Origin of the sequence: Streptomyces formicae, assembly GCF_002556545.1 — a bacterium.
Classification (GTDB): Bacteria; Actinomycetota; Actinomycetes; order Streptomycetales; family Streptomycetaceae; genus Streptomyces; species Streptomyces formicae_A.
Genome location: NZ_CP022685.1, coordinates 2,236,270 through 2,248,667, shown reverse-complemented (window position 1 = coordinate 2,248,667; position 12,398 = coordinate 2,236,270). Strand labels below are relative to the sequence as shown.

At 71.9% G+C, this 12,398-nt stretch carries 8 protein-coding genes; 4 read left to right on the top strand and 4 right to left on the bottom strand.

Annotated elements, in window-relative coordinates; translation table 11 throughout:
• Positions 1-4 precede the first annotated feature (4 nt).
• A complete protein-coding gene (tkt, locus tag KY5_RS09370) occupies positions 5-2,092 on the bottom strand; it encodes a transketolase (protein ID WP_098241793.1) in 2,088 nt (695 codons plus the stop codon).
• Positions 2,093-2,478: 386 nt separating this feature from the next.
• Between tkt and KY5_RS09365 the strand changes: the two genes are divergently transcribed.
• The 3 genes from KY5_RS09365 (at position 2,479) to KY5_RS09355 (ending at position 5,110) form a co-directional block, all read left to right on the top strand.
• Positions 2,479-3,432 (top strand): heme o synthase, encoded by a 954-nt coding sequence (locus KY5_RS09365; protein WP_098241792.1) that lies wholly within the window; start codon positions 2,479-2,481, stop codon positions 3,430-3,432.
• A gap of 130 nt (positions 3,433-3,562) precedes the next feature.
• Entirely contained in the window at positions 3,563-3,910 is a 348-nt protein-coding gene (locus tag KY5_RS09360) for a hypothetical protein (RefSeq protein ID WP_098241791.1), read from the top strand.
• Positions 3,911-4,012: 102 nt separating this feature from the next.
• Positions 4,013-5,110 carry an amidohydrolase family protein gene (locus KY5_RS09355; protein WP_098241790.1) on the top strand — a complete coding sequence of 366 codons (1,098 nt, stop codon included), beginning with the start codon at positions 4,013-4,015 and terminating at the stop codon, positions 5,108-5,110.
• On the opposite strand, the gene KY5_RS09350 is transcribed toward KY5_RS09355, so the two are convergent.
• The gene (locus KY5_RS09350) at positions 5,090-6,079 is read right to left on the bottom strand and encodes a COX15/CtaA family protein (protein ID WP_199843544.1); all 990 of its coding nucleotides are present in this window, start codon (positions 6,077-6,079) and stop codon (positions 5,090-5,092) included. The genes KY5_RS09355 and KY5_RS09350 overlap by 21 nt on opposite strands.
• 43 nt (positions 6,080-6,122) lie before the next feature.
• A complete protein-coding gene (locus KY5_RS09345; protein ID WP_159072503.1) occupies positions 6,123-8,843 on the bottom strand; it encodes a tetratricopeptide repeat protein in 2,721 nt (906 codons plus the stop codon).
• A gap of 240 nt (positions 8,844-9,083) precedes the next feature.
• Here KY5_RS09345 and KY5_RS09340 point away from each other — a divergent pair, with 240 nt between their 5' ends.
• Positions 9,084-10,235, top strand: a complete 1,152-nt coding sequence (locus tag KY5_RS09340) for a glycosyltransferase family 4 protein (protein WP_234362670.1) — start codon at positions 9,084-9,086, stop codon at positions 10,233-10,235.
• Here the strand turns inward: KY5_RS09340 and KY5_RS09335 are convergent.
• The gene (locus KY5_RS09335) at positions 10,194-12,380 is read right to left on the bottom strand and encodes a glycogen debranching N-terminal domain-containing protein (protein WP_234362669.1); all 2,187 of its coding nucleotides are present in this window, start codon (positions 12,378-12,380) and stop codon (positions 10,194-10,196) included. The two genes, KY5_RS09340 and KY5_RS09335, sit on opposite strands and share 42 nt — an antisense overlap.
• Positions 12,381-12,398: the final 18 nt, after the last annotated feature.

Genomic DNA, 12,398 nt, shown 5'->3' with positions numbered 1-12,398 from the left:
GGCGTCAGCGCTGAGCGGCGTCGATCGATTCCCGCGCGGCGGCGGCTACGTGATCGGCGGTGAAGCCGAACTCGCGGAACAGGACCTTGCCGTCCGCCGAAGCGCCGAAGTGCTCCAGCGAGACGATGCGTCCGGCGTCGCCCACGAAGCGGTGCCAGGTCAGGCCGATGCCCGCCTCGACCGCCACGCGCGCCTTGACGGACGGCGGCAGCACGCTGTCGCGGTACCCCTGGTCCTGCGCCTCGAACCACTCGACGCACGGCATCGAGACGACGCGCGTCGCAACGCCCGCGGCCTGCAGCTGCTCGCGCGCCTCGACGGCGAGCTGGACCTCGGAGCCGGTGCCGATGAGGACGACCTGCGGCTCGCCGCCGTCGGCCTCGAACAGGACGTAACCGCCCTTGGCGGCGTCCTCGTTGCGCTCGTACGTCGGCACGCCCTGGCGGGTCAGCGCGAGGCCGTGCGGGGCGCCCTTGCCGAACTCCTTGGTGTAGCGCTTGAGGATCTCGCGCCACGCGATCGCGGTCTCGTTGGCGTCGGCCGGGCGGACCACGTTCAGGCCCGGGATGGCGCGCAGCGAGGCCAGGTGCTCGACCGGCTGGTGCGTCGGGCCGTCCTCGCCGAGACCGATGGAGTCGTGCGTCCAGACGTACGTCACCGGGAGGTGCATCAGCGCGGAGAGGCGGACGGCGTTGCGCATGTAGTCGGAGAACACCAGGAAGGTGCCGCCGTAGATGCGGGTGTTGCCGTGCAGCGCGATGCCGTTCATCTCCGCGGCCATGGAGTGCTCGCGGATGCCGTAGTGGATCGTGCGGCCGTACGGGTCCGCCTCCGGCAGCGGGTTGCCCGCGGGCAGGAAGGAGCTCGTCTTGTCGATCGTCGTGTTGTTCGAGCCCGCGAGGTCGGCGGAGCCGCCCCACAGCTCGGGGATGACCGCGCCGAGCGCCTGGAGGACCTTGCCGGAAGCGGCGCGCGTGGCGACGCCCTTGCCGGTCTCGAAGGCGGGGAGCTTCTCCTCCCAGCCCTCGGGCAGCTCGCCCGCGGCGACACGGTCGAACTCGGCGGCGCGCTCGGAGTTGGCGGTGCGCCAGGCGGCGAAGCCCTTCTCCCACTCGGCCTTGGCCTCGCGGCCCCGGTCGAGGGCCTTGCGCGTGTGCGCGAGGACCTCGTCGGAGACCTCGAAGGTCTGCTCGGGGTCGAAGCCGAGGACGCGCTTGGTGGCGGCCACCTCCTCGTCGCCGAGCGCCGAGCCGTGCGCGGCCTCGGTGTTCTGCGCGTTGGGGGCGGGCCAGGCGATGATCGAGCGCATCGCGATGAAGGACGGCTTGTCCGTCACGGCCTTGGCGGCCTGGATCGCGGCGTAGAGGGCGGCCGGGTCGAGGTCGCCGTCCTCCTTGGGCGCCACGCGCTGGACGTGCCAGCCGTACGCCTCGTACCGCTTGAGGGTGTCCTCGGAGACCGCGGTCTCCGTGTCGCCCTCGATCGAGATGTGGTTGTCGTCCCACAGCAGGATCAGGTTGCCGAGCTTCTGGTGGCCGGCCAGCGAGGACGCCTCTCCGGAGATGCCCTCCTGGAGACAGCCGTCACCGGCGATGGCGTAGATGTAGTGGTCGAACGGGGAGGAGCCGTCGGCCGCCTCCGGGTCGAAGAGACCGCGCTCGTAGCGGGTCGCCATCGCCATGCCCACGGCGTTGGCGACGCCCTGGCCGAGCGGGCCCGTCGTCGTCTCCACGCCCACCGTGTGGCCGTACTCCGGGTGGCCGGGGGTCTTGGAGCCCCAGGTCCGGAACGCCTTCAGGTCGTCCAGCTCCAGGCCGAAGCCGGCCAGGTACAGCTGGATGTAGAGGGTCAGGGACGAGTGGCCCGCGGAGAGCACGAACCGGTCGCGACCGGTCCACTCGGCGTCCGCCGGGTCGTGCCGCATCACCTTCTGGAAGAGGGTGTACGCGGCGGGCGCGAGGCTCATGGCCGTACCGGGATGGCCGTTGCCGACCTTCTGTACGGAATCCATGGCCAGGACGCGAGCGGTGTCAACGGCTCGCTGGTCCAGTTCGGTCCACTCGAGGTCTGTGGTGGTCGGCTTGGTGCTCACCCTGAGTCAGGGCTCCTCTCCACATGTCGAATGCCGGCGATGTAGATCCCACCGGCCGATGTCGAGCCTACCGCTGGTGGAACGTGCATTTTTTCGAGTCATTCCAGACTGCCGGGACACGCGGGGATCCGCCTCCTGAAAGGAAAGGGCGGGGATTCACCATGTGAATAAAGGGGTGCTCATGTGACCGCTCAAAGGGTCGTCGACACCGCTCATGTGACCGCCCGGCGCGTCGCCCGCGCCGTGCGCCCGGTCGCTCAACACGACCCCACCCCCGCGAAGGGCGAGGTATGGGCAACGTCTACAGTGGCGTGGTACGCGCGAGCCTTTACCGGATCTTCATGTCTGAAGGTGCTGGTCGGCTCGCTGGGATGTCTCTGTCAGGGGTGTGCGTGACGGCCGTTGAATCCCGTCCAGCGGGGGTTTCCGGGACGGACATTAGCCCGAGCCATCGGCCGTTCGGGGCCCGTGTCAAGGCGTTCGTGGCGCTGACCAAGCCGCGGATCATCGAACTCCTCCTCATCACCACCGTTCCGGTGATGTTCCTCGCCGAGCAGGGCGTGCCGGACCTGTGGCTGGTCTTCGTGACCTGCCTGGGCGGCTACCTCTCGGCAGGTGGCGCCAACGCGCTCAACATGTACATCGACCGCGACATCGACGCCCTGATGGACCGCACGTCGCAACGACCGCTGGTCACCGGCATGGTGAGCCCGCGCGAGTGCCTCGTCTTCGGCATCACCCTCGGCGTCGTGGCCACGCTGTTGTTCGGCCTCGCCGTCAACTGGCTCTCCGCCTGGCTCTCGCTCGGCGCGCTGCTCTTCTACGTGGTCGTCTACACGATGATCCTCAAGCGGCGCACCTCGCAGAACATCGTGTGGGGCGGCATCGCGGGCTGCCTGCCGGTCCTCATCGGCTGGTCCTCGGTCACCAACTCCATGTCGTGGGCGCCGATCATCCTCTTCCTCGTCATGTTCTTCTGGACGCCGCCGCACTACTGGCCGCTGTCCATGAAGGTCAAGGACGACTACGCGCGCGTGGGCGTGCCGATGCTGCCGGTCATCGCCTCCAACAAGGTGGTCGCCCGCCAGATCGTCATCTACAGCTGGGTCATGGTCGCCGTCTCCCTGCTGCTCCAGCCGCTCGGTTACACCGGCTGGTTCTACACGGCGGTCGCCCTCGTCACCGGTGGCTGGTGGCTGTGGGAGGCGCACGGGCTGCAGAACCGGGCCAAGGCGGAGGTCACGGGCGGGAAGCTCAAGGAGATGCGGCTCTTCCACTGGTCGATCACCTATGTCTCGCTGCTGTTCGTCGCTGTGGCGGTTGACCCCTTCTTGCGGTAGCTCGTTCGTCCTCGGGCCGGACCTGGCTGAGCGCGCAGTTCCCCGCGCCCCTTAGGGGGCGCCCCTGCGTGGCCCACGCCACGTGGTCCACCCGTCGCCACATGGGCTACTCGTCGGTAGCATCCTGGCCATGGCAGACACAGAGCAGGTGGACGACAGCAAGCAGGCCGTCAAGGACGAGCGCCGGGCGGCCAAGCTGGCCCAGCAGATCAGTTCCTTCGCGCAGGCGCACGGCGGCGCCGAGGGGCAGATCGCGTACATCGGCCGGAAGGGCTCCCGCATCGTGCTCGTCGGCGACGACGGCGGCTGGGGCGATCTGGTCGCGCCCACCTACGCCGTCGCGCGCAGCGCGGTCGAGAAGTCCGGCATCACCGTCCACGAGGACTTCGACGGGGACTTCGCCGCCAAGGTGGAGACGGGCCCCTACGAGTGGACGCGCATGGCGGGCATCCAGATCGGCGGCCCGAGCAACGGCTGAAGCCGTTGTCGAACGTTCTGCCGAGACTGACCGAAAGCAACACCTGACACCCGGGTCACCCGTTAGGACCGTAGGAGCAAGGTCCACCCAGCGGGAGCCCGCATGATCGAAACGCCGTCACTGGTGGATCAGTACTGCCATGGCGTTCTCCGTACGGAGCTGGGCCTCGGCACCTTCGAGGCCCACCTCGGCCGGGGCGAGGGACCGCCCGCCCCCGGCACCACCTTCTTCGACACCCAGACCGGCTTCGCGGTGCGCCGCTGGTGTCCGCCGCTGCTCGGCCTGGAGCAGCACTGCCCGCCCGCCCGCTATCTCGCCCGCCGCCGCGAACTGGGCGTACTGGAGTCGGGGCGACGCCTGCTGCGCGGCAGCGGCATCACCACCTACCTCGTCGACACGGGGCTGCCCGGAGACCTGACGGGTCCCGGCGAGATGGCCTCCACCGGGGACGCCGAGGCCCGCGAGATCGTCCGCCTGGAATTACTGGCCGAGCAGGTCGCCGACACCTCGGGCACCGCCGACTCGTTCCTCGCCAATCTCGCCGAGTCCGTGCACGCGGCCGCCGGGGAAGCCGTCGCCTTCACCTCGGTCGCGGGCGTGCGGCACCCGCTCGCGCTCGCCGCGGAGCCGCCGGGGCCCGGCGAGGTGCGCGGCGCGGTCGTGCGCTGGCTCGCGGGGCGGCAGGTCGGCGGCGAACTGACCGACCCGGTGCTGCTGCGGCACCTGCTGTGGGTCGCCGTGGCCTCAGGACGTCCCCTGCAACTGCACGCGGGCGCCGGAGACCCCCAGACGTACTTCGGGGACTTCGCGCGGGCCACCGCGGGGCTCGGCACCGACCTGGTGCTCCTGCACGGCTATCCGTACCACCGCAGCGCCGCGCACCTGGCTGCCGTCTTCCCGCACGTGTACGCGGACCTGGGGCCCGCCCTGGTGCGCACCGGGGCCCGTGCGGCGGCCGTGCTCGCGGAGATCCTGGAACTGGCGCCCTTCGGCAAGCTGCTGTTCTCCAGCGGCGCCCACGGGCTGCCCGAACTGCACGTCGTCGGCGCGAGCCTGTTCCGGGAGGCGCTCGGCCGGGTGCTCGGCACCTGGGTCGCCGAGGGGGCCTGGTCGCTCGGCGACGCGCAGCGCGTCGCCGGACTCATCGCCGCGGGCAACGCCCGCCGGGTGTACGGACTCTCAGACGGACGAGAGCTGTGAGTCGTCGGCCTGGGCGGGCAGCCCCGCCGTACCCACGGGGCGCTCCCGCAGCGCGAGCAGCACCCGCACCACGCCGATCCACACCAGACACGAGCCGAACATGTGCAGGCCGACCAGGACCTCCGGCAGGTCCGTGAAGTACTGGACGTAGCCGATGGCGCCCTGCGCGAGCAGGATCAGGAACAGGTCGCGGGTGCGCGAGAGCGGGCCGCGCGGGGCGTCGACCGCCTTGAGGACGAACCACAGGGCGAACGTCAGCGTCACCACGATCCACGCGAGCACCGCGTGCAGCTTGCTGACCGTCTCCCAGTCGAAGCCCATCCTCGGCACCTCGCTGGAGTCGCCCGCGTGCGGACCCGAGCCCGTCACGACCGTGCCGACCGCGATGAGCAGCACGGAGGCCGCGACCAGGAACCAGACGAGCTGCGCCACGGCCTTGCCGACCAGCGGACGCGGCTCCGCGTCGCCCTCGCGGGTGCGCTGCCACATCGTGACGGCGACCGCGATCAGGGCGGAGGAGAGCAGGAAGTGGGCCGCGACCGTCCACGGGTTGAGGCCGACGAGGACGACGATGCCGCCGAGCACGGCGTTGCCCATGACCAGCCAGAACTGGATCCAGCCGAGCCGGGTCACGCTGCGCCGCATCGGCTTCTGCGAGCGCGCGGCGATGATCGCCCAGCCGACGGCGGCGCACAGCACGTACGTCAGCATGCGGTTGCCGAACTCGATGACGCCGTGGAAGCCCATCTCGCTGGTCGCGGTCAGGGAGTCCTCGGTGCACTTGGGCCACGTCGGGCAACCGAGGCCGGAGCCGGTCAGCCGGACGGCACCGCCCGTCACCACGATGAGCACGGTCATCGCGAGGGAGATGAAGGCCGCCTGCTGGACGGTCCGCCGGCTGGGAGTCCAACGCTCGGCGATGAAGGCGAGCGGGTTCCGCACGGCTTGAGCGACGTCGTCTCGGGTCACGTTTGGCACGCGCCCTATCGTAGGGGGCCGCTTGTGCAACCTTTCACGAGGGGGACGACTTACCCCAGAGCGACCGGTGGATCCGGGTGGCGCGGGCCCGCAGCTCCCCCGCCTCCGCGGGGTCCGTGGCGCAGTCGGCGAGGAATTCGTACACCGCGACGAGCGAGGGGTGGTCCTCGCCCAGGCTGGCGACGAAGATGCGCTCGGCCGTGCGCAGTTCGCGCTCGGCGCCCTCGCGATCGCCCGCCGCGCGCAGGACGGGACCGAGCCGCGAGAGGGTCTTGGCCCGGTAGTGGTGGTCGGGTCCGTACGCGGTGACGTAGATCTCCTCGGCCTCGCGCAGGGTGTCGATGGCCCGGTGCAGATGCCCCTGCGCCCATTGCAGCGAGCCCAGTTTGTTGAGACAGGCGGCGTAGGTGTGGGCCTCCGTCGTACGGCGCTTGCCGAGCAGGGCGAGGACGGGGCAGAGCAGTTCGTGGGCCCGCGCGAGGTGCGCCTGGGCCTGTGCGCGCAGCGTGCGCTTGCGCAGCGGATTGCGGGTGCGCCGGGACGCCGCCTTGCACTGCTGGCCCTTGCGGCGCAGCACGTCCGCGAGGAACTTGGCGACCTGCGCGGTCTCGAAGTCCTCCTCGCCGCGCTTGGTGCGGAACACCTCGTGCGCCGCCGTGAGCTCGCGCTCGGCGGTGTCCAGGTCGCCGCGGTCCTGCGCCACGATGCCGACGTCGCGGCGGAGCATCGCGCGGAACACGACGTGCTCCTCCAGACCGGTGGAGCCCCCGCCGCCGACGAGGTCACCGGCCCGCTCGTAGCAGTCGAGCGCGTCGATGTGCCGACCGGCGTTGCGGTGGATCATCCCGGCCTCCTGCTCGGTGACCGCCCAGTCGATGACCTCCCAGCCCGAGCCCTGGAGCTCGTAGATGCGCAGCGCCGCCTCCAGATAGCCGCTCGCCTCCCGGAAGCGGTTGCGCTCGCGCAGGATGCCGCCGAACTGCCGACAGCACTGCGCCCGCACCTGCTGGAAGGCGTCGTCGTCCTTGTGGGCGTCGCACAGGGCGAGGGCCTTGCCGCAGGCCGCCTCGGCCGTGTCGAGGTGGGCGAGGAGGTAGTGCTGGCGCGCGATGGCCAGATGGGCCGTCGCCAGGCACTGCTCGGATCCCGTGCCCAGGCCGCGCAGCTCCGCCTCCCGGGCGAAGTAGGCCAGCGCGCTCTTCCACTCGCAGCGGTGGTTCTGGTAGCTGCCCGCCCGGTGCAGGAGGCGCACCAACGCCTCGGGGTCGCGGGCCGCGCCCAGTTCGCCGTCGTTGTCGGCGGCCCAGGCGGGCTCGGCGGTGACCGCGTCGACGTGCGGCATGAGCCGGTCGCAGGCCACCCGCGATTCGAGCTGGTCGGGGGCGAGCGGGAAGGCCGCCTCGATCAGCCGGACCGCCGCCTGCGACCACTCCAGGCGCTCGTGCCCCGTCAGCCGGGACCGGATGAAGATCTGCACCCGGGGGTGGATTCCGTACGTCACCGGTTCCGTGCGGCCGTCGCCGTGGCGGGTCATCAGGGAGTGGTCCACCAGCTTGAGGACGAGCCGGGTGAAGGCCAGCTGGTCGTCCATGACGAGCCGCAGCCGGTCGGGCAGGACCGAGCGGTAGCGGAAGAGCGTGGCGCGCGGCACGTCCTCGGAGGCCAGGAAGCTGCACAGCCGCATCAGGTCCTCGGCGGCGGGCTGCTGCGCGCCGATCCGCTCGATCGCCAGCTCGAAGGTCTTGGCGTCGCTGTCGGCGCTCTGCGCGGAGAGGCGCCGCAGGTACTCCTCGAAGTCCTCGTCCTCGACGCCGATCTCGGCCTGCTCGATGTACGCCCCCGCCTGTTCGAGGGCGAGCGGCTGCCAGCCGAGCTGCCGGCCGAGGCCGCGCAGCCGCTCGTCGGCGGTCGAACCGGTCCGCTTGCGCAGGAAGGCCAGGCCGTCCTCCTCGTCGTACACGGTGAGTTCGACGGGGTCGGGGCAGAGCCCGGTCCAGCCCTCGCGCAGCTGGGTGGTGATCAGGATCTCGCCGACGCCCTCGGGCGGCAGCAGGGGCTGTAACCGCCGCTGGTGGTCGACGGGTCCCTCGTCGGGCTGTTCGGCGCCGTCGAGCTGGACGTTGTCGTAGACGAGGAGCCAGTCCGGATGGTCGCGCAGCCAGCTCCACAGCCGGGTCAGGACGACGGTCTTGGACTCGTGGTAGGTGATGCCGATCAGGGTGGCGAGTTCGAGCAGGTCGCACAGGAGCCGGTCGGGGCTGGTCGCGTTGAGCCAGCGGGTGAGGCTGTGCTCGGCCAGCGTGCCGTGCGCGTACGCCGTGGCCAGCTGGGACTTCCCGACGCCGCCGGTGCCGTGCACCACGCTGACGCGGCGGCCCTTGGGGCCCTTCTCGGGGCGCAGGGTCCGTTCCAGACGGGCCATTTCCTTCTTGCGGCCCACGAAGTACCGCGAGCGGAAGGGGAGGTTGTTGGGCGGTACCGCGCGCACGGCGGCGCCCTCGGCCGTCGCGCTCTCCTGCGCGGCGGGACGGGCGACGAGGACCAGGGAGAGGACGGCCAGCACGATGAGCGCGACGAATACCACGAGGACCGGGCCGCTCGTCTTCTCCTTGATGATCCCCATCAGGGCGATGGCCAGGGCGGAGACCGCGGTGGTGCCGGTGGCGAGCCGCCTGATGCCGACGGCGAAGCGCCTGCGCGTGACCGCGAATTGCTTGCGGACGCCGGTGAATGCGCCGGAAATGGATACGGACATCAGTTCCCCCTGTCTGCCTCCCCCGCGCAGTGCGCAGTACAGTCCCATTCTCGGGGGAAAGCCGTACCCTCCGGAATATCGCCGCAGTGGAATCTGAGGGCGGAATCTGGGGCTAGCATCTGCGCTTCGCGGATTCGACGGTACGGAGGCGGCATGGACCTCGGCACAAGGGATCGACACCCGGGGGGCGGGATGGATATCGCGTTGGTCCACTGGTCCTTTCCGCCCAGCGTGGGCGGGGTGGAATCCCACCTCTGGGACTATTCACGGCTGTTGGCGCGCGAGGGGAACCGCGTCACCGTGCTCACCGGGACGCCGGGCGCGCAGTGCCCGGGTCAACCGGGGGTGGAGGTGCTCACCCACCCGGCGCTCGACCTGGCGCGGCTTGACCCGGGCCCCGACGACGCGCGGCGGCTCACCCGGTGGTTCGCCGACGTGCTCGGCGAGCGCGGCATCAGGCTGGTGCACTGCCACAACCTGCACCACTTCAGCGCGGCCCCCGCCCAGGCCGTCGAGGCCCTGCGGGGCCCGCTGCGACTCGCGCTCTGCCACACGTACCACAGCATCTGGGGCGAGCCGGGACACGGGGAATCCGTGCTCACCGCGGACCGCTGGGACCGGCACTACGCCGTGTCCGAGTTCATGCGCACCGCCTGCGCCGACGTCCTCGGCGTGCGCGCCGAGCGCACCTACCTGGGCATCGACACCGCTCCGTACGCGCGCGTGGCCCCTCTCGACGTCGAGCCGCAGCCGGGTACGGTGCTGCTGCCCGCCCGCCTGATCCCCGACAAGGGGGCGCTGCTCGCGGTCCGCGCGCTCGACCTGATCGTCCGCCGCGGGATGTGTGTATTCACCCCCCGTCTGCTGCTTACGGACACCCGTCAGACGGTCGATTTCCACGGCGAGAAGATCGGATTCAGGGAGCGCGTCGAAAAGGAGATCGAAAAGCGTGATCTGAAGCCGTACGTGGAATTCGTCGAGGCCGGTGTCGATCAAATGCCTGATCTCTATGCGGAGTCCACGGTCGTCGTCTATCCCTCGCTTTTCGACGAGCCGATGGGGCTCGCCCCGCTGGAGGCGATGTGTGCGGCGCGGCCCGTCGTGGTGACCCGGATGGGCGGCCTCGACGAGGGCGTCGACAACGACGGGGTGATCGGCTACCTGGTGCCCGACAGGGACGAGGAGCAGCTCGCCGCGCGGCTCGCCGAACTCCTCGACGACCGGGGGACGGGCCGCCTGATGGGCCTGCGCGGACGGACCCACGTGACCGGGCACTTCGATCTGCGCAAGATCTACCTGGAGCGCATGCAGGACGAGTACCGCGCGCTCCTCGCCGCACCGGACGGAGCGTCAGCCGGGCAGGTGGGGACCGGCGCCCGCGCCGGTGTCTGAACCGGCGCCCCCGCCGGTGTCCACCTCCCAGCCGTCGGGCAGTCCGGTCACCGTCGTACGCCCCGCGTGGTCGATCCGCACCGAGAGGTCCGCGCCCGCCAGGCGCAGTCCCGACACGGTGAGCGGCCCGAGCAGGCCAGGGGGGAGCGGGCGCAGCCGCAGCCTGCGGCGCGGGGCGTCGGGGCACAGGCCGAGCAGCGCGCCGAGCACCGCGACGCCGGACGCCGCCGACCAGCCCTGCGGGCGGCAGGCGGCCGGGTAGGCGAGCGGTGCGGGCGAGGTCCCGGTGCGGGCGTCGCCACCGTACAGCTCCGGCATCCGGTACGAGAAGTGGACGGCAGCGTCGAGCAGTCCGTCGGCGAGCAGCGCGGCCTCGGCGGGGCGGCCCGCCGCGCACAGGCCCTGCACGGCGATCGCCGTGTCGTGGGTCCACACCGAACCGCCGTGGTAGCTCAGCGGGTTGAAGCCGGGCACGGCGGCCGACCGGCTGCGCAGGCCCCAGCCGGAGTTCAGCTCGGGCGCGGCCAGCCAGGCGGCGACGTCGGCGCAGCCGTCCCCGTCGAGGATCCCGGTGGCGAGCAGCTGGCCCATGTTGGAGGCGGGGCCCGTGACCGGATCGAGGTCGCGGCCCACCGCGATGGCGACGTACCGGGGCGCGGGCCCCTCCTTGGCGTCGATCCAGAAGGCGTCGGCGAAGCGGCGGCGGAGCGCCGCGGCCCAGGTGCGCAGCCTCCTGGCCCGCGCCGTCGCCCGGCGCGAGTGCAGCAGGTCGGCGAGGCCCGTCGCGGCCTCGTAGGCGTAGCCCTGCACCTCGCAGAGGGCCAGCGGGGGCTCGACGCGCCGCCCCGCCGCGTCGCGCACCGCGTCGGCGGAGTCCTTCCAGGACTGGTGCAGGAGCCCGCCGGGGCGCGGGTAGTAGCGCAGCAGGCCGTCCTCGTCCTTGCCGCAGGTGCGGACGATCCAGGCCATCGCGCGCTCCGCGTACGGCAGGAGCGCCTCGACCTCGGCGGCGGGCAGGCCCCAGCGCCAGGCGTCGACCAGTAGCGAGACGAAGAGCGGGGTGGCGTCGACGGAGCCGTAGTAGTGGGCGGGGAGCAGCAGCCCGTGGCCGTGCCGGGACTCGGCGGGGCGCAGCTCGTGCAGGATCCGCCCCGGCGCCTCCTCGCGGAAGTCGTCGTGGACCGTGCCCTGGCGGCGGGCGAGGGTCCACAGGGTGCCGCGGGCCAGTTCGGTGCCGAGCGGCAGCAGCATGCGGGCCGACCAGAGGGAGTCCCTGCCGAAGAGCGTCAGGTACCAGGGGCAGCCCGCGGCGATGAACTGGTCGTCGAAGCGGGCGCTCCCGCGTCCCGCGCGGTCCGCGAGCCGCAGCGCCCGCAGCTCGGCGAGTCCCTGGCGGACCAGGCCGATCAGGCGCCGGTCGCCGCGGACCACCGGATCCGACCAGGGCACGTGCGGGGACGCGGCGACCGGGTGGCCCGGCGGGTCGGGGGTGGCACGGCCCGTGATGGTGAGCCGGATCAGCCAGGAGCCGCCCGGCGCGAGCTCGACCCGCGGCCAGGTGAAGGTGCCGTGCGTCGGGCCCGCGGCGGTCACGGGCCCGTCGGGGCACTCGACGGCGCGCACCCGGACCCGGCCCGTGGGGGAGCGCCAGACGAGCGCGGGGCCTCCGGCGCGCGGGGCGGACGGGGCGACGGCAGGCCCGGTGAGGCCGCGCTTCACGTCGGCGATGTCGGCGAGATCGGTGGCCGCGGTCAGTGCGACGCGCAATCGGCGGACGACGGTGCCGACGTTGCGCAGCAGGACCGTCTCGCCCGCGCCCGCGGTGCGCTCGCGCTCGATGATCACCGTCGGGTCGTCCGTGGGGTCGCCGGGGTAGCGGTGCACGGAGGTGAAGCGGACCCGGTCGGGGCCGAGCGGCTGGACGCCGACGGGCTCGGGCTCACGGCCGTCGAGCAGCAGGCACAGCGTGTGCAGGAGCCGCCGGTCGTGGTCGTAGAAGCCGTCGGCCCGCGCGCCGCGGAGCTGGCCGTCGCGGGGCGACGCGGCGAACGCGGGGGCCGCGACGCAGATGACCACGTCGTGCAGCAGCGGCTGCAGGGCGCGGGCTGCCCGCGATGGTCCGGGTAATTCCGGGGTGTCGGCCACGGAACGGGAGTGCCCGTT

Excerpts from the sequence above, each read along its gene's own strand:
- KY5_RS09360 (WP_098241791.1), top strand. The coding sequence starts at position 3,563 with ATGGCAGACACAGAGCAGGTGGACGACAGCAAGCAGGCCGTCAAGGAC.
- KY5_RS09355 (WP_098241790.1), top strand. The coding sequence starts at position 4,013 with ATGATCGAAACGCCGTCACTGGTGGATCAGTACTGCCATGGCGTTCTC.
- KY5_RS09345 (WP_159072503.1), bottom strand. The coding sequence starts at position 8,843 with ATGTCCGTATCCATTTCCGGCGCATTCACCGGCGTCCGCAAGCAATTC.